Origin of the sequence: Terriglobus sp. 2YAB30_2 (assembly GCF_052114765.1) — a bacterium.
GTDB lineage: Bacteria > Acidobacteriota > Terriglobia > Terriglobales > Acidobacteriaceae > Terriglobus.
In genome coordinates this window covers 1-25,248 of record NZ_JBFRFJ010000023.1, presented here as the reverse complement: position 1 = coordinate 25,248, position 25,248 = coordinate 1, and the positions used below count along the sequence as shown (strand labels likewise).

Genomic DNA, 25,248 nt, shown 5'->3' with positions numbered 1-25,248 from the left:
CCCCCCGGTGCGGTGCAACTTTTGGTTGCCTGCAACTGGAGGAAGGCCTATGCTTTCGGGCGGCTGAGATGGTGCATTGATGCATTCGAAATCGTGTGAACGCTTTTTTATGTTTGCTTTAGTCGATCTTCATTTTGCGGCTCCTAAATGGCAGAGTTCCAATTTGGGGCCAGGGAAGAGCGCTAGACGAGCCAACCCTCGATAACACTCTTCACGGCCGAGCCAAGAGGTCTTCCATGAACGGTTTCATCCGTAACTTAAGCAAAGTAGCTTTGCTCATCGTGATGTCTATCGCATCGCAAGCATTTGGCCAGGTTTCCACGGGCACCATTGCAGGTACCGTGATTGACGTAAGCGGCAGTGTCACCCCTGGAGCTTCGGTACGGGTGACGAATAGCGCCACCGGCATTGTGTCAGAGACCAGAACCAGCTCCAGCGGTCTCTATTCCGTGCCGAATCTGCAGCCGGGGTCTTATAACATCTCGGTCTCTGCTGCCGGTTTCTCCGAGCAGCTCGTCAACGATATTCAGGTGCGTGTGGGCGCCGAACAAGAGGTCAATTTCACGCTCAGGCTCGGTGAAGTTACCGAGAAGATTGTTGTCATGACCGGGGCACCCGATATCGATCTTGTGAGCTCAACGACGATGCCTGTCGTTGGCGAGCGCACGATCGTAGATCTTCCTCTCAACGGTCGTGATTGGACGTCGCTCGCTAACCTTCAGCCTGGTGTCGCTGGAGTTCGCACCCAACCGGCAGTTGCCGTCAGCAATCAGCGGGCGAATCGTGGCGTAGGAAGCCAGCTTACGGTCGGAGGCGCACGACCACAGCAAAACAACTACCGTGTCGATGGCATAAGCATTAATGATTACTCGAACGGCGGTCCTGGCGGCGTCATCGGCTCAAATCTAGGGGTGGACGCCATTCAGGAGTTCTCGGTCGTCACAAGTAACGCCACTGCCGACTATGGGAAGAGTGCAGGCGGCATTATCAATGCCGTCACGAAGACGGGCGCTAACAAATTGCACGGAAGTGTTTATGAGTTTCTTCGCAACAGCGCCCTTGATGCTCGCGATGAGTTCGACCTACCTGGACAGATCGCCCAATTCCGCCGCAATCAATTTGGTGCTTCTGCGAGTGGCCCTATTGTTCGCGAACGCACGTTTGTCTTCGGAGACTATGAGGGGCTTCGCCAGTACAAAGGCATCAATGTAACGAGCAATGTTCCGAACGCGGACGCCCGCAGCGGCCTGCTTTGTGTCAATAGTGCATGCGCGAGCAAAGTGAAGAATCCTGTCAGCCCAACCGTTGTTCCGTATCTCACGTTTTACCCTTTGCCAAACGCCGGTACTGTCAATAGTCCAACCAGCGACATAGGAACATTTGCCTATAACACCCCCCAGATCAGCCACGAGAATTACTTCACAACACGCGCCGACCATAAACTGTCGGACAAGGATTCATTGGCCGGCACGTATTTCTACGACAGCGGTGACCTCGAGTCACCGGACCCCTTTGGCGTTCGCGTTACCGGCAACATCGCTAAACGGCAGCTCGCAACGATCGGCGTATCGCATACCTTCAGCGCGTCGCTGCTGAACTCCATCAAGTTTGGTTATAGCCGCGTTGTTTCGATCGCTCCGACCACGCTATCGGCAATCAATCCGGCGGCGGGAGACGTCAATCTCGGTTTTGTTCCCACTCTTCCTGTCGGCCTGATCAACATAGGAGGGGTCTCCAACTTCCAGGGAGGTCTCAAGGCGACCGGCGAGTTCGATTTTCATCTGAACTCTTATCAGGTCTACGACGACGTCTATCTAACCCGGGGCAAGCACGCCATCAAGATGGGCTTTGCCTTCGAGCGTCTCCAGAATAACCAGCTGGGTACCTCAAATCCCAACGGCCAGTACATCTTCTCCAGCATCGCCACTTTTCTCAGCGCTACTCCTACGAGCTTCAATAGTCCGATTGCCCAGGGTACGTCGCCTCGCGATCTCCGCCAATCTGTCTTTGGCGGTTACATTACCGATAACTACCGGATCTCTCCTAACCTAACCCTGAATCTAGGCATCCGCTATGAACCCGTCACGGTTCCCACCGAGACTGCCAATCGCATTGCTGTTCTACCAACTCTGACATCCGTAGCGCCGCGGCTCGGCAGCCCATATTTCCAGAACGCCAGCTACACGAATATTGCGCCTCGCGTTGGTTTCGCCTGGGACCCGTTTGGCAAGGATGTAACCTCTGTTCGCGGAGGCTTTGGCCTCTATGACACTCAGACCTTGAACTACTTGTATGAGGGTCTCTCCATCTTTACGGCACCCTATCTTCTTCTTGGGAACATCACCACCCTTGGGGCGGGTGATTTCCCGAAAAATGCCTATAGCAAGATGAATGCTGCTGGAGCCTCAGGGCTTCGTTATGCGTATGCGGACCAGAACCCTAAGCGCGGCTATGTCGAACAGTACAGCCTGAATGTCCAACAATCTCTATCGTACGGTTTCACGCTGCAGGTAGGGTATGCCGGTTCACGAGGCATCCATCTCCCCTATCGCGTCGATGACGTCAACACCGTCCAGCCGATCCGCGACGCTCAGGGCTATGGGTTCTTCGGTCCAAACTGCACTGTTGCGGCAAACTGCAAGACCGCGGCGCAACTTAATGCCACGAAGCTCAATTCCAACATCGGTCAAATAAGCGCCGTCTTTATGACCGGCTACTCACATTACAATTCCCTCCAGGCCAGCCTGAATAAACGGCTCTCGCACAGCACACAACTCGGGATCTCCTACACCTGGGCCAAATCGATCGACGATGGTTCTTCTTCCACCTTCGGAGACACCTTTGCCAACTCGGTCTCCAGCCTTCCTCTTTGGGCGCCGGACCGCCGTCGCGCCATCTCGGACTTCGTCGTTGCGCACAATCTCGTCCTGAACTATCTCTATGAACTGCCCAACGTGCGTGAGACGATGCTGGGTTCGGCTCTTCTCAATGGCTGGCAGTGGGGCGGTATCTTCCAGTTCAGCACGGGCGAACCCTTTACACCTCTGATCAGCGGCGATCCCCTCAATCTCAAGAGCGCCGATGTCTTCGCCTTCCCAGACCGTCTCACCAGTCCGGGATGCTCGGGCAATCCCACGCAATCCTTCACCGCCATCAACCGGGCCTTCGTGAAGACCCAATGCTTTGCCTTTCCCGCAGTCGATCCAGCCACGGGCTACACCCATCTTGGGAACGCTGGTCGTAACTCCATCATTGGCCCGAGGCTCTCCGAGTTCGATACCTCACTGATAAAGAACACTAGGATTCGCGCCATCTCTGAAAGCTTCAACCTTCAGTTTCGAGCCGAGCTCTTCAATGTGCTCAATCATGGCAACTATGGCCCCCCGCCAAAGGCGGGAACGCAATTGTTCGGTGCTAACGGCGTCGCACTCTCCCCCGCGAGCGCCGGCGTCATTGTTGGTCCTGCCGCTACCAGCTCGCGACAGGCTCAGTTCGCACTGAAGGTGCTGTTTTAGGTTTGCGGAGGCTCACTGTGCGATGCCGAACCCGTCCCGACGGCTGAATGCAATTTCATTCGCTCTTCAGCCATCACTCATCTGCCACAGCCATCTTGGAGAAAGCCATGGACAGCAGGTATCTCAATTCTTGTAGCAAATACACCCGGGAGGAACAATGAAACGTATCGCCACCATTCTTTGCCTGGCTCTTGCCGCTCTAACCGCCAGTTCAGCTTTCGCGCAGGACACACGGGAGCAAGCGATTGCCGGTATGCGCAAAGTAGATCCTAAGGAGATGGACGCCTCCTATACAAAGCCAGCGCCCTTTGCTCAAAAGCTTGTTGAGGAGGCTCTCGCTAAGCATCCCGAAGTCATCCTGATCGCCATCCATGCGCAGCCTCCTGGCCACAAGAACCTCATCGTCGCATCGAATTTTGGACGCATCGGTAAAATCGGCGACGACGATGATCTTCGCTGCATCCGGACCGGCAAGAGCAACCTCGAGCTCAACTCCACAGGCAAACATTTTGAAGACGAACTGATCTTGCTGGATGCATCCGGTAAAACCATAGGGGCGCTCGGTGTCGTCTTCAACTACAAACCTGGTGACGATAAAGCCGCGCTTGCCAAGATCGCCGATCAAGTCCGCGACGAGATGAAGGAGCAACTGCCTTCGAAGAGCAAACTCTTTGGCCCGGCGAGCTAACCGCGAGTGTGAATAGCAGAGAACCCTGGCGCAGAGATCCGTGAGCATATCTGCCTCAGTCCCCCAACTCTTTGTACCGAGCAAGAGAGGGCTGAGGCTTTCCTGGAGCGAGTGTGAAGGACAGGAGGTCAACAGTGGCGGCAATTGAAGCAATTGTGCCACCAGTAAAGCCGCAGACCGGTGCAGAGCTGCTTGTGCGAGCTTTGGAACTTGAAGGAGTTGAGTATGTCTTCGGTGTTCCTGGGGAAGAGAATCTGGCTCTGTTGGAGGCGATTCGCACTTCGTCCATAAAATTCATCGTGACCCGCCATGAGCAAGTCGCGGGATTCATGGCATCCACCTATGGTCGGCTGACTGGGAAACCTGGAGTCTGCTTAAGCACTCTTGGCCCCGGAGCCACAAATCTTGTCACGGCCGCCGCCTATGCGTCGCTTGGCGGAATGCCGATGCTTATGATCACGGGTCAGAAGTCGATCTTTCACCGTAGGCAAGCGCGCTTTCAAATCGTGGATACGGTTGCCATGATGCGGCCTTTAGCGAAATCGGCATCTCAAATTATCGATGCCAGCAACATACCGACCCTTGTCCGAGACGCGTTTCGTACTGCGCAGTCGGAGAGGCCGGGCCCCGTTCACCTTGAGCTGCCGGAAGACATTGCTGCCACGGTCGTTCCCGTGCCTCACTTTGTCTCACCGAGTCCCCTTTATCTCTCGGTCGCCTCCGCAGTCTCCATCGCGCAGGCCGCGGCTGCGATCTCGCGGGCGTGTCACCCATTGATTGTGATTGGCGGTGGAGCGAACCGCCCAGGGCAGACGGCAGGTCTTTCTGCTGCGATCCGACTGCTTGGAATCCCGTTCTTCAATACGCAGATGGGCAAAGGAGCGATCAATGGGAACTCCGAGCTCTATCTCGGAACCGCGGCTCTCTCGACCGGCGACTATGTGCACCTTGCCATAGAACGTGCCGATCTCATCATCGCAGTCGGTCACGATACCGCGGAGAAACCCCCATTTCTCATGCGACCTGGCGGCCCAATTGTTATCCATGTGGACTTTTCCCCTGCAGAAGTCGATCGGATTTACTTTCCTCAAATTGAAGTAATCGGAGAGATTGCCGACAGCATGTGTCGGCTGGGACAAGAACTGGGCAGTCAGCATGCGAAGGACACTTTAATGTTCCCGGTCCGGGACCTTGTTCTCAAGCGCACCTCCGAGGGAAGCGACGATCCACGCTATCCGCTTGCCCCGCAGCGACTGGTTGCTGATGTACGCAAAGTTATGCCTAAAGACGGCATCCTCTGCCTCGACAACGGGATGTACAAGATATGGTTTGCGCGTAACTACCGTACCGATAGGAGTAACACACTCTTGCTCGATAACGCGCTCGCCACGATGGGTGCAGGGCTTGCTTCTGCGATGACGGCGGCGATGCTTCACCCCACGCGCCGGGTCATGGCCGTGTGCGGCGATGGCGGATTCATGATGAACTCGCAGGACATGGAGACGGCAGTGCGTCTCGGGCTCAATTTAGTGGTGCTGATTATTGAAGACAACGCCTATGGCATGATCCGCTGGAAGCAGAGAATCGACGGGTTCCCTGATTTCGGTCTGACCTTCAATAATCCAGACTTCGTTCGATATGCATGCGCATACGGCGCTACCGGAGCTCGCATTGCTTCCGCCGACGAACTCATCCCTGCCCTCGAAATGGCTTTTCAAGCAGGGGGTGTTCACCTTGTGGTTGCGGAGATCGACTATTCAGAGAACCATCGGGTGCTGGTCGACGAACTCAACTGCAAGAAAACGATGACCAGCAGTACCCCCGCTTGACGTTCTTTGTCCCAGGGATGCAGAAGAGGGCCCATGTTGATTACACAGGCATTTGATGGCGAGATCATAACCGAGATGTCTCCGGACGATGCCGCGAGCATCGAATCCAAATTGCATCGGGCCGTACAGGCATTTGCAGATCGAGCCAACTGGTTCCCGACGTATAAGCGGATGGAATGTCTCCGCCGTCTCGCTCGCCTCGTAGAGAACGAAACCGAGATGTTCGCCGCTCTTATTGCACGCGAAGGTGGAAAGCCGATCACAGACGCGCGGGTTGAGGTCGCTCGCGCGGTCCTTGGCATTCTCTCTGCGAGTGCAGGTCCCGAGCACCTCGCAGGGAGCGAGGTGCCGATGGGGCTGACTCCATCGTCGCAGGATCGTTGGGCATTCACGACGCGTGAGCCGATTGGGGTGGTGGTCGCCATCTCCGCATTCAACCATCCTCTCAATCTCATCGTCCATCAAATGATTCCGGCTATCGCTGCCGGTTGTCCTGTGATCGTGAAGCCTTCACCGATCACTCCGCTCTGTTGTCTGTGTTTGGTCGATTTTGCTCACGCCGCAGGAATTCCCGAAGCCTGGTGTCAGGCGGTTGTCCTCGAAGACAATGCACTCGCGGAGCGATTGGCGACTGATTCACGAGTGGCTTTTCTAAGCTTCGTCGGATCGGCAAAGGTTGGCTGGTCCCTTCGGTCGAAACTTCCACCTGGAACTCGATGCGCCTTGGAACACGGCGGCGCGGCGCCGGTGCTGGTAGATGAATCGGCCTGCTTGCCTGACTTGATAGAGCCGATGGTCAAGGGAGGGTACTATCATGCTGGCCAGATCTGCGTGTCCACGCAACGGGTCTTCGTTCACGAAAATCTGTTCGATGATTTTGTGACGCTATTTTCAGAACGCGTACAGATGCTGCGTACAGGCGATCCACTCTTGCCTGATACCGAGGTTGGCCCGCTGATTCTCCCCCGAGAAGTTGTGCGCGTCGAATCATGGGTACAAGAAGCAGTCGCTTCGGGAGGAACCGTAGCTGTCGGTGGAACGCGCCTCGGCGATCGATTGTTTCAGCCGACGGTCGTCCTTGAACCCTCGCCGGAGGCGCTTCTCTCCAGACAGGAGGTTTTTGGCCCCGTAACCGCTGTCTACCGGTTCTCCAATCTTCCATCCGCAGTTAAGGAGGCCGGGAATTTGCCCTATGCGTTCCAAGCGTCAGTCTTTGCACGCGATATCTCCGCTGCGCTGTGTGCCGCCTCTTCATTGAACGCCTCTGCGGTGATGATCAATGACATGACGGTTTTTCGAACGGACTGGATGCCCTTTTCGGGGTGGGCCCAATCAGGTCTTGGCGTAGGCGGGATTGGCCATAGTATGCGCGAGATGACTCGCGAGAAGCTGATCGTTCTGAAACGATGATCGGGCCTGCTTCGCGGGATGGGATCGAGGCTCTTGACCCGACTCAAGCGTGTTAGGCTCCATCCGAACTAAGGCATATGGTTTTTCACACCTCTTCCTACCCTTGGGGAGGGGTGTCTTTTTGTAAAGGCAAAGCGTTTTTGCCGATTGAATGCAGCCACGGCAGGGAGAGTCCACTCCTCGTCATTTCCACCGTGCAGATTTGGATTGCGAAACCACGCCAAGCAGGATCGCGTCCGGCTGAGTTTTCTGGGGTACGATTCCGGGTACCCAGTGGAAATCTTTGCTATCTTCCTTGTTTTCAATCGGTTCGATTCCCTGGGGGCAACCAATAGTGCATTTTCTTAGCTGCGTTGGGTAAGCTCACGCGCGGCAGAGATCAGGTTGAGTTAGTCGGCCCCATAAGAACAGCGATACCATTCGCTCGATGCTGGTTCGTCTTCGTGAAGTTCTATCCAGCGCACGGAATCATGAGCGCTGAAGATGAGAAGCAAACTCCCTAACTATTCGATCAATTGCTGCTGAAGTTGATTCCCTCCAAACGATTGGGGAGCCCGATGGCATCACGCAACTTGCGGTGTGGCTTGTTTCAGATCAGTCGGATTACATTCACGGGCAACCATTTATTCTGACGGCGGCATGTTGCTGTATCCGGGCTTATCGGTGCGGGTTAAGCAGAACAGGGATTGTCAATGCAAGGGAAGAAGACGGATGGTGAACAGAGAATGGTGAATCAGGAACGCAGGCTCCGCATGCGTCACGCCATGGAAGCGCAACAGTTGGATGTACTGATTCTTCGTCTGCCGGAGAATGTGTTGTTGCTGAGTGGGCACTGGCCGATGATTGGCGCTGCGTATCTGGTTTTTCCCCGTGAAGGAAAATCAGTTTGCATTGTTCCGGAGTGTTACCAGGCGGAGGTGTGCGCCTCTCTCGTTGAGTGTGAGGCGATCTACTATCCATTGGGCGGCGCACTGGATCCGCCGGCGGCCCTGGTCGTGAAGGATCTGCTGGCGCAGCAGATGAAGCCAGGGTGGCGCACCATTGGGTATGAGGGAGACTTCGAGACGGTTGCCCCTTCATGGAATGCGGCCGAAGGCCTGGTGCCCACAACCTCCTTTCAATGCCTACTCGCTGAGGCGTGCGAGGGAAAGACGCTCGTCGATGTGACACGGTTGATGCTCGAAGGGCGGGTGCGCAAGACAGCGTATGAGATCGTGCGGCTCGCGATTGCGAGTGAGGTCTCGTGTTTCGGCCTGGAGGCCTTTGAGCAGGCTGTCAATATTGGCATCTCTGGAGTGCAGCTTGCTGCCCTGGTGGAACAGGCGGTGATGGTGCACGGTACCGGGTATCGCGACAGTGTGCGCGTGAGAGCTTTTGCTCAAGTGACGACAGGGGCGACAGAGACAGCCTATGCGCATCGGCCGAACGTCATCTCCACCACGAGACCGATGGCCGATGGAGATATTGCGGTACTGGAACTTGGAGTCGTAGTCGATGGCTACTGGGCAGACCGGACGCGTGTTCGCGTCGCGGGGCGCGCGAGCGATAAGCAGATGAGGATCTTCGAAACGGTACGCGAGGCACAGGAGGCGGCGGTTGCTTCTGTGCGTGCCGGCGTACGCGCCAGAGACGTGGATGCCGCGGCCAGAGCCGTGATTGAAGAAGCTGGGTACGGCTCCAGCTTCCCACACATCACAGGTCACGGTCTTGGCTTTGGATATCACGAGCCGGCGCCCATTCTTGGGCCGCGTTCGGAGGATGTACTGGAAGAAGGTATGTTTACGTCAGTGGAGCCCGGCATTTATACGACCGCACATGGCGGTATTCGGATTGAAGACGATGTTGTCGTGACAAAAGACGGCGCACTGGTACTTGGAGCTTATAAGAAGGTCTTGCAGTAGGGGATAGCGGACGAAATCGATGTGAAATGGATCCGAGGTAGCGACATCGATCATCGATAAAGCCCCAAGGTCGGCGCAAGCAGAACGCCGGAGAGTAGACCGGCCATCAGTGAACCGACGATTTTGCCGCGTTCGGCGGCCGGAGACATTCCACCGGTCAGGCTTCGGTGTAGATACGGTAACAACCTCGTGTTTTTCCATGATAGCCATTTATGCTGAATGGCCACGCGCTCCTGAGGCGTGTGCAATGTGAAAGAGCAAATGACAAATCCATATCTACGCAGTCTTGCGGTGCTAACTACGTTGGCCGGCGTCACCCCGTTGTGGTCACAGTCAAACTGGGCTTCTTATGGGCAAGACCAGAGCGCCTCGCGATTTTCAAAGTTGACTCAGATCAACCCGGCCAACGTTGCAAGACTTGAGCGCGCCTGGACCTTTCACACTGGCGGGGATACTCAGAACGAAGGTACGCCGGTCATTGTGGATTCGGTTGTTTACATGTCGTCACCGAACGGGTACTTCGCCATTGATGGTGTCACTGGCGAACAGATCTGGAAATTCTCTGCCCAGGAGACTACGTTACGCGGCGTTGCTTATTGGCCCGGCAATAAGACCTCGCCCGCACGGATTATCGGCTCCGTCGAGAAGGGCCGCATCGTGGCACTGGACGCAAAGACCGGTAAGCCCGTACCCGAGTTTGGCGAAAACGGTTACCTCGATATCAAGTCCAAGATGACCTCACCTCCAGCCGTCTACAAGGACATGCTCATTCTGCCGACGACGGATACGCATGTCCGCGCCTGGGATGCCAAGACCGGCAAGATGGTGTGGAACTTCAACCTGGTACCGCAACCCGGAGAGCCCGGGCACGAGAGTTGGGACAACGATGCCTGGAAGACTACAGGCGGCGTCAATGTATGGGGGCATATTACGGTTGACGAAAAACTTGGCATCGCTTTCATCCCGACGGCGCCACCATCGCCGGACTATGTCGGTATCAGCCGTCCAGGCGACACTTTGTATGGAACCTCGCTGCTGGCGCTCGATGCCAATACCGGCAAGCTGAAGTGGTATCACCAGCTTGTCCATCATGATCTTTGGGACTTCGATTCCGCAGCGGCGCCCACCCTGGTAGAGATTAGGCAAAAGGGTAAGGTGATTCCAGCCGTTGTTCACATGGGAAAGACCGGCCTGATGTACATCTACGATCGCCGCAACGGTAAACCGATCTTCGGTGAAGAAGAGCGGCCTGTGCCACCGAGCACAGTCCCCGGCGAGAAGTCCTCTCCGACTCAGCCGTTTCCGATCAAACCGGAGCCGATCGCGCGCATCAGCATGAAGCACGAGGAGCTGCCGAAGAACATTACCCAGAGTTTGACCGACTATTGCGAGGGGCTCTGGAAGAAATACAAGCTCGAGGATGCGGTTCCCTTCAATGCGTGGAAACTCAACCAGGACGTTGTTGAATTTCCCGGCGCCGTCGGTGGCGGCAACTGGAATGGTGTCTCGTACAACCCGGCCCTTGGACTCGTCTTCACTAACGTGATGAACGCAGGCCAGTGGGGGCATATCGGCACCGGTGGGCCACGTTTCGGTGGACCTCGCCCAGGCGCCCAGGGTGGCGGCCGCCCGTCAGGTCCGCCGCCGGGAACTGGAGGGCAGCAGCCTTCCGGCCCGCCCGACCAGGAATTTGCAGACCGTCCTGCTACTGCGCCCACCGGTCCGCGCTACAGCAAGATCACGCCAGAAGGTCAGCGCTTCTGGCAGCCTGATACGCGCTACTCCTGCGCCCCGACTCCCTGGGGGGAGCTGGTGGCGGTCAACATCAATAACGGTGAGATCGCGTGGAGATCGACTCTCGGAGCGTTTCCAGAGCTTGAAGAGAAGGGACTCAAGACCGGAACACCGAATCTTGGCGGAGGCATTAACACTGCCGGCGGCCTCATCTTTATCGGAGCCACCGTTGACTCAAAGTTCCGTGCCTTCGATTCGAAAACCGGCAAAGAGCTTTGGTCTACAAAGATTGATGCGCCTGCGCACTCAATTCCCGCAACTTATCTCGGTAAGGACGGCCGCCAGTACGTGATTGTGTCTGCCGCCGGAGGTGGTTTTCTACGGGACCCAGTGGCTGATGCTGTTATCGCATTTGCTCTGCCGAAGAGCGCTGCCAAGCCGGCCGCGAAACATACGGCAGGAAAGTAGCGTCAAGCGTAGCGTTCGGGCAAGAAAAGGAGATAAGGCAAAGTGGGATTCCCTCAACAGAAGGAATCCCACTCAGAAGTATTGCGCTACCTACTCGGATGCCTTCTCCGGCAATGCTCCTGGTGCGGGTGGCGGCATGGCTATCGGTGATGCATCCGCATCAAGCTCCCCGAGTGCCCACTTGATAGCCTGGAGATACATCTCCTGGATCTTCGGGTTATCCCAGATGGAAGGCGCATGTCCAAAGGTGGAGTAGAAGACTCGTCCCTTGCCGTAGCTCTTTGCCCAGGTCAGCGCGTAAGGATAGTCTTCCGCCTTCACGCCGCGCTTGGGGTCGTTGTTCAGATGCGTTGTATCCAGGCGCATCAGCACACGGCTCTTCTCCGGAGAGAAGCCGTTGCTTTGATAGAACTCATCGCGCATCGTGAAGGTTGGTCCAAACTGCGCCATACCCGGGAACTTCGGGTCGGTGACGATTACAGGAGCTTCGATGGTTCCCCATGGGTGTTGATCGAAGCGTCCGCCGAGCAGTTCACCAAATTCAGGCCATGAGAGAAACGCAGTCGTTCCCGTGTGCGCTGCGACGAAGCCCTTTCCGGCATCGTGGACGAACCACAGCAGGTCTGTCTTCTGCGGTTCGTCAAGTGCGATCTCGCGGTGGCCGAGGAAGAAGATTGCATCGACGTTGCATAGGCTGGGGCCTCCGCTTGCAGGTTCGCCGGTTGTCATCTTCGGATTTCGCGAGATGATGTTGGAGTCTGTCCGAATCCAGGAGTCATAGGCTCCGGACTTGTAGCCGATCTCTTCAATCACCGCGATGGCATGGGCGATATCGTGCTGTGCGATGCCGTTGCGTGTGTCAGCCCAGATCAGCAGGCGCTTCTTCGGTGGGCCTGCGGGGACGGCCTCGGGAGGTGGCCCGGCAGGACGTACGCCTGTCCCTCCATTCGGTCCGCCAGGACGCAGCCCACGCACACCTGGTGCTGGACATCCTGAGTCCGCTGCAGCCGGTTGTGCATAGCCGATGACCGGTGCCGCGAGTACGGCTGCGATCACCGCGAACCGCAGATAACTGCTCTTACCCATTCCACCTCTCCTTACCTTCGCGCGCGTCTTCGTGTGCCGGTCGTGATGCTAGCACGCACGGCAAAGCTGATACCTTTTGTGAACGGTATTGGCACGGTAATTGTGTTGACACCTTAAAAACGCGCCGCCTAGCATCCGCTTCCGATTGAGAAACAGGACTGATTGTGCAAATGGCCAATCGGGTCAGGTTTTCAGCCAGTGTGAGGATGTGATGCAGACCAAAAAAAGAATCTACGTTTTACTCGTCGCAGTACTTTTGTGCTGCGCGTTTGCGGGGGCGCAGTCGTTGAACACCTCTCGAATCGGTGGCATTGTGCAGGACCCTACGGGCGCCGGCGTGCCGGGCGTCACGGTAGTGCTGACCCAGACCGAGACAGGCTTTACACGCACGGTACAAACGGCCAGCGACGGGGCGTACAGCGCACCCGACCTGCCGCTCGGCCCTTACAAGATCCAGGTCACCGTGCAGGGCTTCCAGACATCGACGATCACCGGCATTCTGCTGCAGGTCGGCAGTAATGCCGACGTGGATGTGAAGCTCTCGCTTGGTAGTGTCACGGATGTCATCACGGTCGAGTCAACCTCTGGTGTTTCCGTGGAAACAGTAAGCAATGGCGTCGGTCAGGTTATCGACCGGACGCAGGTAGTAGAGCTTCCGCTGAACGGGCGTGATCCAACACAGCTCATCGCCTTGGCCGGCGCTACTACGACCGCACCGGCAGGTGATCTGAATACAAATAAAAACTTTCCAACGATTACGATCGCGGTCGCGGGCGGTTTGCCGAACGGCGTAGCGTACGTCCTGGATGGTGGCAACCACAACGATGTCTTCAACAACCTGAACCTTCCGCTGCCGTTCCCGGACGCATTGCAGGAGTTCAAGTCGGAGACAAGCTCTCTGCCCGCGCAGTATGGCAATCATGCCTCGGCCGCGATCAACGCTGTGACGAAAGGGGGAACCAACCAGTTCCACGGCGATGTCTTCTGGTTTGTTCGCAACTTCATGTTCAATGCGGCGAACTACTTCAACTACGTCAATGGTGTGAAGACGCAGGACAACCTGAAGCGCAACCAGTTTGGCGGAGTACTGGGCGGACCGATCAGGAAGAACAAGCTCTTCTTCTTCGGAGGTTACCAGGGAACGATTGTCCGCCAACTCAGCAATCCGGCTTCGACTTTTGGTCCGACACCGGCGATGCTGGCGGGTGATTTCACCGGCTGCTATCCGATCACAGGTTCAACCAAGCTGACCGGACCGTATGCGGGCACTAATAAAACCAGTGCATCGAACCTCAGCCCTCAGGCGCTGGCGATCATCAACAAGGGAATCCCCATTGTTGCTAACAGCTCTTGCGGAAGCCTGAATGTGCGCTACTCGCAGAACTCAACCAGGCATGATGTGATTGCACGTACGGATTACACCATCAACGACAAGCAATCTTTCTTTGGGCGTTACCTGTTCGCTCGCTTCAACTCACCGGTTACGGTTGATCCGAAGAACCTGCTTACTGCAAACCAGGTTGGCCAGTTGAACCAGGTGCACGCGCTCACCTTGGGACACACGTACATCATCAGCCCGGCGTTGGTGAACTCACTACGGATTACGGCAAGCCGGACGCTCGGTCTTCGTTTTCTGGCGCCATTCTTCGATCCGCAGTCGGTGGGGGTCAATGYTTATACGAAGCCCGGTCTTGAAGGCTTCATCGGCATCAGTATCACCAATGGGTTCGCTCTTGGCCAGGGTGGTAATAATCCGGGCTACTTCAACACTGTGAAGTACCAGGTGGGGGATGACGTCAGCCTGACGCGGGGTACGCACTCGCTCGCGTTTGGTGCGCAGTATCTGTTTGCCTATATGAACACCGTCAACAATCGGCCAACGAATGGGGCTTATACGTTCAACGGCACAGTCTACGGCGCCAATACCGCGGGCTTTGCAGACTTCATGGTGGGCAAGGTCGCGAGCTTCAATCAGGGCAACGCCGACTACGAGAACGACCGCTGGAACTATGTCGCGCTCTATGCGCAGGACTCATGGCGCGCCAATAATCATCTGACTGTGAACTACGGTCTGCGCTGGGAACCATACATTCCGTTCTACAACGTAGACAGCCATGCACAGAACTTTGACATCAATCGTTTCAACGCCGGCGCGAAGAGTACACAGTACGCCCTTGCTCCTGCCGGTCTGACTTTTCCGGGAGATGCAGGATATCCGGGACGCTCCTACAACCGTGGCAACGTCATGAGCGGCTTCCAGCCCCGCGTCGGCCTGATCTGGGATCCATCGAAGGACGGAACCCTGTCGATCCGCGCCGGGTATGGCATGTTCTACGACTCTCCACAGATGTTCTTCTTCACCCGCTACTCCAACTCGCCGCCGTGGGGCCAGACGGTCAGCGTCAACAACGTTGACCTGGCAAATCCCTGGGCCACGTATGCGGGCGGAAACCCGTTCCCGGCGCTTGCCCATCTGACTCCGACCACACCGTTCGTCACGCAGGGCATCTACGTCAATGCGCCGCTGGACCTGAAGCAGATGTATCTGCAGCAGTGGAACCTTTCCGTTCAGAAGCAGGTAGGACGCTGGCTCTTTGGCGCAACCTATCTGGGGAACAAGACGACGCACTTGATGACGAGCTATGAGCTGAACCCGGCTACCTATATCCCAGGGACCATGACGGGTGCCTCCACGGACTGCGCCGGGATGCAGTCATCGTTACGTCCGACGTCCGGGGCATGCTCCACCACCGGCAATACGAATAACCGGCGTCGGTTGATCACCTCGAACCTGGCGAATGGCCAGTACTACTCCACGACCGGTCAGTTGGATGATGGTGGCACAGCCAACTACAACGGTACGCTGGTCTCAGTAAACCGCCGAGCCAAGACTGTGAATATGGTGGCCAACTACACCTGGTCTCACTGTCTGAGCGAGGCAGAGACGACGGAGCTAACTGGACCGTCGTACGTCATCCCTGGGAATCGTGCCGCCAGCTACTCCAACTGCGACTCGGACCGTCGTCACGTGGCTAATGTCTCGCTGATTCTGACTGGGCCACATTTCGCGGAGCGCTATGCCAATCTAATCTTTGGCGGGTGGGGGCTTTCCACCATCCTTACGGCTCGCAGCGGTGGGTATTACACCGTGACGACCGGCGTCGACAACGCCCTGACCGGCGTGGGAGGGCAGCTCGCCATCAAGTCAGGTAATCCATACGGTGCGATGACGAAATTCAGCGTAGCCAACGGATACATCACCAACGTCCTCGTGAAGTCTGGATTCACGTCTCCTGCGAATGGAACCTACGCCCTGGATCGTCCGCTCACGCTGCATGGGCCGGGCGCCTTCCAGCTCGATATGTCCCTGTCGCGCGAGTTCAGGGTAACCGAGTCGCAGAAGTTCCAGTTCCGCTGGGAGACCTTCAACGTTCCCAATAAAGCAAACTTCAATAACCCAACCAGCGCACTGAGCAACTCGCAGTTCGGATACATCACCACTGCGGGTGATCCGCGCATCATGCAGTTCGCCGGCAAGTACATCTTTTAGACGCTAACGAAGCACTACGTCTCAAGGCCTGTGCAGATGTCGCACAGGCCTTGGCTATTTAATCCAGGGATAGCACGGCATCTTTGCACTCAAAAGATTGGCCCCTGTGCGTATCGCACAGGGCCAGTAGGGACTGATTGGACGTCTTAGTAAGTCTGCGTGTTGTAAAACTCGCCGAACAGCTCCTGATCGGATGGGCGGTCTTCCGGAATGGGACGGCTCACCCAGGTGGTCTGCATGTAATGCTTCAGGGTGACGTTCTCATTGGTGATATTGCCACCCCAGATCCCGCAGCCCATGCTGGAGGTCATGGCCATGCCGTTGGTGAAGGAGCCTGAGTTGGCCTTCGACTGAGCCTGCCGCACCATCATGCGGCTTACGGGGGCCAGACGTGCAAGCTGATCAATGTGTTCGTCGTTGAATGAGTAGATGCCGCAGGAGTGTCCGCGCCCGCCGACTTTGTAGATCTCGGTCACCATCTTCAACGCGTTCTCCCATCCGCTGTATTTGAAGATGGAGAGCACCGGTGAAAGCTTCTCGCTCGAGAAGGGATACTGTTTGCCGATATGTTCCTCCGGAACGATCAGGAAGCGCTTGCCTGCGGGGATGGAAAACCCGGCCAGTTCGGCGATCGTGGCTGCCGGCCGCGCAATCGTCGGTGCGGTGCGATGGTTCTCGGCATCCCACATCACCGCCTGCAGCTTCACCTTCTCGTCCGGAGAGACCAGGTAGCCGCCCTCTTTCTGTAGCTGCTCCAGCAATGCATCGTAGACGGTGGCCTCGACGATCAGGTTTCCATCAGAGGAGCAGCCCGATCCGTTGTCGGAAACTTTGCTGAGGCGGGTGTTGCGCGCCGCTTCTTCCACATTGGTGGTCTCATCAAAGAGCATCGTGGCGTTGCCCGCACCGACGCCGTAGGCCGGTTTGCCGGAGCTGTATGCAGCCTTCACCATCGCCGGGCCGCCGGTCGCGATGGTCATGTCGCACTGCGCCATCAGCTCGTGTGCGACAGGAATGCTGGGTCGCTCCACCACCTGGAAGACATCTTCCGGTACGCCTTCGCGCCGCAGCACCTCGCGCATAATGTTTACGGTCTCGATGGTGGTGTTCTTGCTCGCCGGATGTGGTGAGAAGATGGCAGCATTCTTTGCCTTGATAGCAAAGATGCCGTTACCGGCTTCGGTCAGCGCGGCGTTGGTCACCGGCACCAGGGAAGCGATCACGCCAACGGGCTTGGCGTACTTCACCAGCCCCTTCTCGGGAACCTCTTCGATGATGCCCATGCTCTTCTGCCGCAGCACATCGCGCAGAATTCCGTGGATCTTGAATCGCTTGCCAGGACGGGTCTCCCGATCGCCCAGACCGCTCTCGTCGATGCTCTTGTTCGAGAGGCGGGTGAAGGTGTTCTCGTTCGCGATTGCCCAGCCGAGAGCCTGGCATAGGCGATCCACCTTTGCCTGGTCGTAGTCCTTGATGGCGTCCATCGCCGCGCGGGCTCGGGCCACCATCTCCTGGATCTCCTGCTTCTGTTCTTCGGTAATTACCTTTGGCGCCATACGTTCTCCTGAAGCATTTGCGTGTTACGACAGATCTCTTGGCGGAGGTCCGTCGTAGACAACTGGGACATGGATACGCATCGCCTTCTCTCGCGCCAGCTCTTCTGCTACCTCGGCACTAAGTCCGGCAACGCGTCCCACAATGAAGATCAGCCTGCCCATGATGGGCGGAAATCCAAGGTCGAAGAGCACAGCCGCCAGCACGCCGTCGATGTTGATGGGCAGCGGTTTGATCTTCTTCGCTACTGCGTCTTCGAGCGCCAGCATGAAGCGCACGCCGTCGCCGGCCAAGCCGAACTCATCGGCCATTCCGAAGAGCACATCCTTGCGCGGGTCAGTGCTGTGCTTACGATGCCCCATGCCGGCGAGCCGTTCTCCCCGGGAGCGGTACAGCTCAACCAGCTTTTCGGCTGCAGCTTCCAGGGGGATGCCTTCGGCCTTCGCCAGAGCGGTGCCCTCGGCGATGAGCTCCATACAGGCCATGCCCGCGCCGCCGTGCTGATCGCCGATGGCCAGAACACCTGCGGCAATCGCCGAGGAGACAGAGCCGCGATTGCCTGAGCAGGCGAGCCGGGCCGTTGCGGCTGAGGGCGATCCTGGACCGTGGTCTGCGGAAGAGATCAGGATGGCGTCCAGCAGCTTTCCTTCCTCCCTGCCGGGCATGCGCCCGGCATGCAGCAAAAAAATGGTCTCGGCGAAGCTTGCCCGCTGCATCAGTGAGCCGACTTCGTACCCTCGGATCCAGATGTTCGTTTCGTCGTAAGTTGTAATGCCTGTGCGCCAGGGCTCTACCATGTGCTCGTCTCCCGTTCGTGTTCGCCGCGATTCCGACTTCAAAGACAGCCTAAACCGGGCGACAACGGGTCCCACACGGCGAAAGCGGATCGATCAGGCACGTGATTACAGATTCAGAGCCTAGCACCGGATTTCCCCGAAAACCGTCCTTACCGTGGCGATACGGTTGCGTCATTGCTGGGCGAGAGAAGGTGGTGTTACGGTAGGTGCCACTTTGGAAGTGCTGCGTTTGCGGGTTGTTCCGCGGGCGTGCAACGGGGGCCCTTGAACCAGGCGATGGACGCGTGATTATCCAGGAAATGTCGAAGTCAGAGCGAGTTGTGGTTGTATCTTCCGAAGCGCAGAAGACGGGCTATCCGACGGCCTGGCTCTGCTGGTCTATCTGGGCTTTGGCTGCGTTGTTCTATCTCACCGGCTTCTACCAGCGGGTCTCGCCGGCGGTAATGACGGACGAGCTGATGCGCGCCTTTTCCATCGGCGCGGCCAGCCTGGGGAACCTTTCGGCGTTTTACTACTACTGCTACCTTGCGATGCAGATTCCAACCGGCATCCTCATCGACTCCTGGGGAGCCCGCAAGTTGCTGATCACCGGTTCCATCGCTGCCGGCATTGGCACGATTCTTTTTGCATCGACGGATAGCTTTGCCCTGGCATGCCTCGGTCGGGCCATTATCGGGGCGTCCACTGCCGTGGGTTGGGTAACGCTGCTTAGCTTGACGACCCACTGGTTCCCAGCCAGACATTTCGCCATGCTCTCAGGGCTAGGCTTGTTTTTCGGAAACCTTGGAGCTCTCTTTGCGCAGGTGCCTCTGCGGATTGCGATTCAGCATTTCGGCTGGCGGCCAGTTGTTTTTGCTTCGGCCAGTGTGGTTCTCGGTATTGGCGCTCTCTCCTTCTTCTTCGTCAAAAACGACCCTATCGACTGTGGCCACTGCAGTTATGCGCCACCGGAGGTACATCGCAGCGATGCCTCGGTAGTGGAGCGCCTGAAAGGGTTTGGCCGCATCTTCGAATATCGCAATACCTGGCTCATCTTCCTGGCGCAGGGCGGGATCGTCGGCTCCATTCTGTCCTTCACCGGCTTGTGGGGAGCGCCGTTCCTGCGAGCGCGGTTCGGATTGCAAGCCACGACCGCGGCTGAGGTTTGCTCCGTGATGATCGTCTGCTGGGCAGTCGCCAGTCCGATCTGTGGAGCGCTATCGGATAGGATCGGCCGCCGCAAACCGATTTACGTCGGGGGATGCATCGTGGCTGCGCTCGGCTGGACATCAATGTTCTATCTCGCGAGCCTGCCTCTGGCGGCCTTCGTCGCGATCTCGGCGGTAACCGCCTTCGCCAGCGGAGCGGTTGTCATCGGCTTTGCATATGCGAAGGAGTCAGTCCCTCCGCAGTTCCTCGGATCAATCTCCGGAACGGTGAACATCGGCAACATGGTTGGTCCCACGCTGCTGCAACCCGCCATTGGTCGGGTATTGGATCGTCACTGGACAGGGCAGCTCAATAAGGGTGTTCACGTCTATAACGTGCATGCGTACCAGCTGGCCTTCGCACTGATGGTCGGCTGGCTATGCGTCTCCGTCCTTCTGTTGAGCCTCACTCGCGAAACCCGATGCCGCCAGTCAGCATGAGAGAGCATGTAAATCTCCCTTTTGTCATCCCGTAGCGTAGCGAAGGGATCTGCTTTTACTTCCTCCTCCACGCAAAAAAGTGCGGAAGACCATTATGGTCTTCCGCAAGTAATTGTTAGGAGATGTTTCTCGTTATTCGCCGTTGCGATAGATGTCGTTGATATTCCAGTGTCCCGGCGTCGGCGTCGGTGCATTCTCCATGGGCACCTGGATCACCGTCGGCATATTCGACGCAATCGCTTCACACAATGCCGGCCCCAGCTCCGCGGCCGACTTAATATAGATACCCCTGGCGCCATAGGACCGCGCGATGTTGGCGTAGTCCACGTTGTAGGTCTCGCCGTTACACTCGAACAGGCATCCGAAACTCCAGCCGTAGTGCATCTTCTCCAGGCCGGCGATTGTTCCGAAGGCTGAGTTATCCATTACCAGCCAGATGCAGGGAAGTCCTGCTTCCATCGCCGTCGCCACAACACCTGGATTGCTGCTGAATGCTCCGTCTCCGATCAGCGCAACCGCAACGCGATCTGGCTGCGCACACTTTACTCCCAGAACCGCCGCTGGACCAAAGCCCATCGTCGCCAATCCGCTGGGCGTAATAAAGGTGCCCGGAACAGGGAACTTGAACTGCTGCGCAACTCCGTTCTTATTCCAGCCGACATCGGTCACAATGAAGCCGTCTTCCGGAACGGCTTTGCGCAGCTCTGAGAGGATGCGTTCAGGGCGCAACGGGTACTGATCCGACGCCCACTCATCGGCCCATAGATCGCTGAACTCTCTGCGGCCCGCGGCGATCTTCTCTCTCATGCCCGGCCGCGCTTTATGCGATCGTCCCTCGGCTGCATCGGCCAGAGCCGTGAGTGCCACTTTCGCGTCTGCGATGACACCCAGCTCTGTCTGATAGTTGCGGCCGATCTCGGCGTAGTCGATATCAATATGGATCAGCCGTGTCGGCGGAATGTCAAAGGTGAACTCTTTCTCCCAGGAACTGGAATTCGCTTCAGCCAAGCGTGTTCCCACCGCAAGAATCAGGTCGGCGGTGCGGCACATCTCATTCGAGACTGGAATTCCCCAGAAGCCGGTCTGGCCCATCACCAGTGGATGCTCTTCCGGCATGCACCCCTTACCCATCAAGGTGTGGGCGACAGGGATCTCCAGCGCCTCCGCCAGTCGCTGCAACTCTTTGGTGGACTTGGAAGAGATCACACCTCCACCGGCATAAAGTACCGGCCGCTCCGCGTTGGCAAGCGCATCGACGATATATTCCACCGACTCGGGATCTATCGCCTGTTTACTTAGCTTCGGCGGTGTCTTCGAGAACGATCCTTCTTTCAGATCGGCAGAGAAGATGTCCATCGGCACGTCTACCAGCACCGGCCCTGGCCTTCCAGACTGTGCCAGGTAAAACGCACGTTCGACGGCGCGCGGCAGATCTTCGACGCGATCGACACGATACACACGTTTACAGAACGGGCGGTAGATCTGGCTCTGGTCTGCGTCCGCATGCAGGTTTACCTCCTGGTGTGGATGCCGGCCGTAGTAATAGGAGGGCACATCCCCTGCAATTACCACCATAGGCACGGAGTCCAATGCAGCATTCGCGACGCCGGTCGCCGCATTGGTGAGGCCCGGGCCAAGGTGACTGAGCACCACGCCGACCTTGCCCGAAGCGCGCGCATAGCCGTCGGCGGCGTGAGCTGCCGTCTGCTCATGCCGCGTGGTGATGAATCGTACCTTCTGGTTCTTCCCCAGGGCGTCGAGCATTGCGATTACTGTATGGCCGCAGAGTCCGAATACAACCTCGACCCCCAGTACCTCCAGATAATCGACGAGCTGATAGGCGGCGATCCGGTGACCCTCTTTCGGCGGTGGCGGAGTCTTGGTCAAAACATGCCCGTAAGGTTTGGCGGGTGCGATCGGGGCGTCGTCGATTTTCAGAACCATAGAGCATGGATTTTAGGAGCGGGTTACTACTGTCTTCAACATTGTTACGGTGTTGGAACGGTCGGCCTTGTTTCGGCGGCTGAATCTTCTGGCACCGTTTCGCGAAGGTTGTGTACTATCGTGCGGTGCCAGTGAAACCGCAAAATATCGCCGAATCCGTCAGCTTCGACGACGCCGTCCGCCGCGAGTTGCAGAAGATCATTGCCAGCAAGTCCTTCCGCCAGGGAGATCGTCTACAGCGCTTTCTGAGCTACATCGTGGACGAGACGCTCGCTGGTCGCGGCGATCAGCTCAAGGAGTATCCCGTCGGCGTTGATGTCTTCAGCAAAGAGTCCAGCTTCGATCCGCGGATGGATCCCATTGTGCGTGTTCAGGCCCGCCGCCTGCGTATGCGCCTTTTCACCTACTATCAGGAAGAAGGGCAGGCCGATGAGCTTGTGATCGAGCTGCCCAAAGGTGGTTATGCTCCTACCTTCCGTATGGTAGAGCACGCTCCTAAGAAGCGTTCGCTGGCGCCGGCGCTTGTCAGCCGCAATACCGTGGCGGTGCAGGTCTTTGAAGATTGCAGCCAGGCCGGCGACGAAGGTTACTTCTGCCGTGGTTTGGCCAGTGAGATCGTGCATGCACTCTCGAAGGTTGGCTCCATCGTCGTCATCGATAACAATGCACCGCAACCTGCAGGAACACCGGTAGCTGCTCTGGTTGTGAGTGGCAGCGTCCGCAAGGCGAACGATACCTGGCGCATTACGACCCAGATCGGCGATGCGATGCGCGGCTCGATCCTGTGGTCCGATTCCATGGATCGCAAGCGTGGGAACCCGTTTCAGGTGCAGGAAGAAGTCGCATCCATCGTTGCGGAGACACTGCGTTCTGAACTGGTTGACGGGGAAGGACGCCATACCTTGCATCCGAAGGTCGGCAACCTTGCCGCCAACAACATGTATCTGCAGGGCCGTTATCAGATGAGCCAGCGCACCGAAGGTGGTTTGCGCAAGGCAATGGAGTACTTCCAGAAGGCTATCGACGAAGATCCCGGTTTTGCCCAGGCATATGCCGGCATGGCTGATGCGCAACTGCTGATGGCGAACTATGGTGTCTCCGCTCCAATGGAGCTGTGGACCAAGACCGCCTCCAATGCCGCCCATGCGGTACTGCTCGACGACGATTCCAGTGATGCGCATACCTCATTGGCACACGTGAAGGCGGTACAGGATTGGGACTGGGAAGGCTCCGAGCAGGAGTTCCGTCGTGCTATTCGCTTGAATCCTCGTAACTCCATGGCCCACCACTGGTACGCCATGTCCTGCATGGTTCCTCTGGGAAGGCTGGACGAGGCTTTGCAGGAGATCACGATGGCGCAGAGTCTTGATCCCATATCATCGATCGTCTCTCGCGACCTGGCGCAGATCTATCACTTCCGCCGTGAATACGATCTGGCGCTCGAGCAGTGCGACTACACCATCGAACAGAACCCGCATTTCGCCGCCGCCTACTGGACGCTCGGCCTGGTACAGGAGCAGCGCGACGAGAGTGAAGAGGCCATTGCGGCCTTCCAGCGTGCTATTGAGCTCACGCCGCCAAATCCACGTGTGGTCGGTGCGCTGGCGCGGACGTATGCGATCTCAGGCCGCAAGCAGGAGGCGCTGCGTCTGCTGCGCGATCTGAACGATCTTTCCACGCGACGCTACATCTCACCCTTTGAGCTGGCGCTGATCTACTTTGCGCTGAATCATATGGATGAAGGTTTCGAGCGCCTGACACAGGCATTTCAGGACCGCTGCTTCGAGCTGGCAACCATCAGTATCGACCCGCGTTTCGATAACGTTCGCGAAGACCACCGCTTCAGGTCACTCTACCGCCAACTCGGTCTGGCATAGGGATTGCGTCTATCGAGCTCCCGGAATTGGCCGAGGAGCCAGATCTGCATCCGTAAGCTTCAATGCCCACAGAATCGCCTGGTAATACATCTCCTGCACGGTCCGCTCATCCCAGTTGCTGGGGTCGTGCCCTAACGCTGAATAGTAGACGCGTCCTTTCCCATACATCTTCGCCCACGCCAACGGGAAGTCGTCATCCTTGTGATGGACCAGCGGTGCATTCTTATCGAGTGCCGATACATCCAGACGCAGGAGGACTCGCGCCTTACTGCGTGAGAAATCCTTGATCTGGTAGTACTCATCGATGTGCCCGAACGAGCCGGGAAGGTTGGTCATCCCGGGAAACTTCGAATCCTCCACAATTACTGGAGCCTCGGTGATGCCCCATGGATGCTCATCGAATCGGCCGCCCAGCATCTCGCTAAACTCCGGCCATGAGAAGAAAGCGGTTGCTCCGGAGTGAGCTGCGACGAAACCTTTGCCATCGTCATGCACAAACGAAAGCAGATCGGCCTTCTGTCCGGGTGTCAGGTCAATCTCACGAACGCCGAAGAAGAAGATAGCGTCATAGTCATTCAGATTCTTGGAATACAACAGCGGCAGGCCATCGCCGCCACGCACCGTGCCTTTGGTGATCATCTTCGAGTCGGAACGAATGAAGGTGTCATACGCTCCAGTCTCGTAGCCCAATCGTTCAATTGTCGCGACTGCATGTGAGATGGAGTCATGCTGATAGCCATTACTGACATCGATCCAGGCCAGAACACGTTTGCGATGCGGCACAGCATTGTTGTGGTAACTCGCATCACCTGCACTTGCCGCGTTCATGCCTGGGCCACGGCGAACACCATCCTGCATTCCCAGGTCTGCCGTCCCCTGACGGTTCTGGCTTTGTTGTCCAACCGCGGAAAGAAGGACGCCCATCATTAATACAAAAAGCGCCAACCGTTTCATGACGCACCTTCAAGGAAAGGGTTCACCCCTAAAAGCGTAATGGGATATGAATGCTCTTACAGCTCAAGAACAGTAGCGATACTGTTTTCTTCGCTCGCTCGGTCTTCTCAAACGGAAGAATGGACAGATGCCAGTGGAGACCATACCGCAACAAATACAAGCAAAGCTTCCGACGACGAACCGTCACCTTATCCGTTGGGTAGAGAAGATGGCGGATCTATGCCAGCCGTCGGCGATTCACTGGGTAGACGGCTCGCAGGAAGAGTACGACCGGTTATGCGATCAACTGGTTTCGGCCGGAACCTTTCAGCGT

The 25,248-nt window shown here is 57.1% G+C and carries 15 protein-coding genes; 10 read left to right on the top strand and 5 right to left on the bottom strand.

Features of this window, described 5'->3' with window-relative positions; genetic code table 11:
• Window positions 1-236: 236 nt before the first annotated feature.
• From AB4Y89_RS22670 to AB4Y89_RS22645, 6 genes are all read left to right on the top strand, one after another.
• Window positions 237-3,515: a TonB-dependent receptor domain-containing protein gene (locus tag AB4Y89_RS22670; protein WP_442303218.1), complete on the top strand. Its 3,279-nt coding sequence runs from the start codon at window positions 237-239 to the stop codon at window positions 3,513-3,515.
• 157 nt (window positions 3,516-3,672) lie between these two features.
• Window positions 3,673-4,203 (top strand): hypothetical protein, encoded by a 531-nt coding sequence (locus AB4Y89_RS22665; RefSeq protein ID WP_442303217.1) that lies wholly within the window; start codon window positions 3,673-3,675, stop codon window positions 4,201-4,203.
• Window positions 4,204-4,337: 134 nt separating this feature from the next.
• Window positions 4,338-6,032 carry an acetolactate synthase large subunit gene (locus AB4Y89_RS22660; protein ID WP_442303216.1) on the top strand — a complete coding sequence of 565 codons (1,695 nt, stop codon included), beginning with the start codon at window positions 4,338-4,340 and terminating at the stop codon, window positions 6,030-6,032.
• A gap of 33 nt (window positions 6,033-6,065) precedes the next feature.
• The gene (locus tag AB4Y89_RS22655) at window positions 6,066-7,442 is read left to right on the top strand and encodes an aldehyde dehydrogenase family protein (protein WP_442303215.1); all 1,377 of its coding nucleotides are present in this window, start codon (window positions 6,066-6,068) and stop codon (window positions 7,440-7,442) included.
• A 725-nt stretch (window positions 7,443-8,167) separates the two neighbouring features.
• Window positions 8,168-9,343, top strand: a complete 1,176-nt coding sequence (locus AB4Y89_RS22650) for a M24 family metallopeptidase (RefSeq protein ID WP_442303214.1) — start codon at window positions 8,168-8,170, stop codon at window positions 9,341-9,343.
• A gap of 261 nt (window positions 9,344-9,604) precedes the next feature.
• Window positions 9,605-11,545, top strand: coding sequence for an outer membrane protein assembly factor BamB family protein (locus AB4Y89_RS22645; protein WP_442303213.1), 1,941 nt, complete (start codon window positions 9,605-9,607; stop codon window positions 11,543-11,545).
• Window positions 11,546-11,635: 90 nt separating this feature from the next.
• On the opposite strand, the gene AB4Y89_RS22640 is transcribed toward AB4Y89_RS22645, so the two are convergent.
• Window positions 11,636-12,631 (bottom strand): ThuA domain-containing protein, encoded by a 996-nt coding sequence (locus AB4Y89_RS22640; RefSeq protein WP_442303212.1) that lies wholly within the window; start codon window positions 12,629-12,631, stop codon window positions 11,636-11,638.
• Window positions 12,632-12,917: 286 nt separating this feature from the next.
• Here AB4Y89_RS22640 and AB4Y89_RS22635 point away from each other — a divergent pair, with 286 nt between their 5' ends.
• Window positions 12,918-16,181 (top strand): carboxypeptidase regulatory-like domain-containing protein, encoded by a 3,264-nt coding sequence (locus tag AB4Y89_RS22635; protein ID WP_442303211.1) that lies wholly within the window; start codon window positions 12,918-12,920, stop codon window positions 16,179-16,181.
• A 146-nt stretch (window positions 16,182-16,327) separates the two neighbouring features.
• On the opposite strand, the gene AB4Y89_RS22630 is transcribed toward AB4Y89_RS22635, so the two are convergent.
• Window positions 16,328-17,737, bottom strand: coding sequence for an aldehyde dehydrogenase family protein (locus AB4Y89_RS22630; RefSeq protein ID WP_442303210.1), 1,410 nt, complete (start codon window positions 17,735-17,737; stop codon window positions 16,328-16,330).
• A gap of 24 nt (window positions 17,738-17,761) precedes the next feature.
• Entirely contained in the window at window positions 17,762-18,532 is a 771-nt protein-coding gene (locus AB4Y89_RS22625; protein ID WP_442303209.1) for a citryl-CoA lyase, read from the bottom strand.
• 284 nt (window positions 18,533-18,816) lie between these two features.
• Between AB4Y89_RS22625 and AB4Y89_RS22620 the strand changes: the two genes are divergently transcribed.
• Window positions 18,817-20,160 carry an MFS transporter gene (locus tag AB4Y89_RS22620; protein ID WP_442303208.1) on the top strand — a complete coding sequence of 448 codons (1,344 nt, stop codon included), beginning with the start codon at window positions 18,817-18,819 and terminating at the stop codon, window positions 20,158-20,160.
• A gap of 132 nt (window positions 20,161-20,292) precedes the next feature.
• Here AB4Y89_RS22620 and AB4Y89_RS22615 read toward each other — a convergent pair whose 3' ends face one another.
• On the bottom strand, window positions 20,293-22,104 hold the full coding sequence (locus tag AB4Y89_RS22615) for a thiamine pyrophosphate-binding protein (RefSeq protein WP_442303207.1): 1,812 nt from the start codon (window positions 22,102-22,104) through the stop codon (window positions 20,293-20,295).
• Between the two features lie 131 nt (window positions 22,105-22,235).
• Between AB4Y89_RS22615 and AB4Y89_RS22610 the strand changes: the two genes are divergently transcribed.
• Window positions 22,236-23,981 (top strand): tetratricopeptide repeat protein, encoded by a 1,746-nt coding sequence (locus AB4Y89_RS22610; protein ID WP_442303206.1) that lies wholly within the window; start codon window positions 22,236-22,238, stop codon window positions 23,979-23,981.
• Between the two features lie 9 nt (window positions 23,982-23,990).
• Here the strand turns inward: AB4Y89_RS22610 and AB4Y89_RS22605 are convergent, their stop codons facing one another.
• Window positions 23,991-24,935, bottom strand: coding sequence for a ThuA domain-containing protein (locus tag AB4Y89_RS22605; RefSeq protein WP_442303205.1), 945 nt, complete (start codon window positions 24,933-24,935; stop codon window positions 23,991-23,993).
• A 127-nt stretch (window positions 24,936-25,062) separates the two neighbouring features.
• Here AB4Y89_RS22605 and AB4Y89_RS22600 point away from each other — a divergent pair.
• Window positions 25,063-25,248: hypothetical protein (locus AB4Y89_RS22600; protein WP_442303204.1), on the top strand; the 186-nt coding region annotated here is incomplete at its 3' end.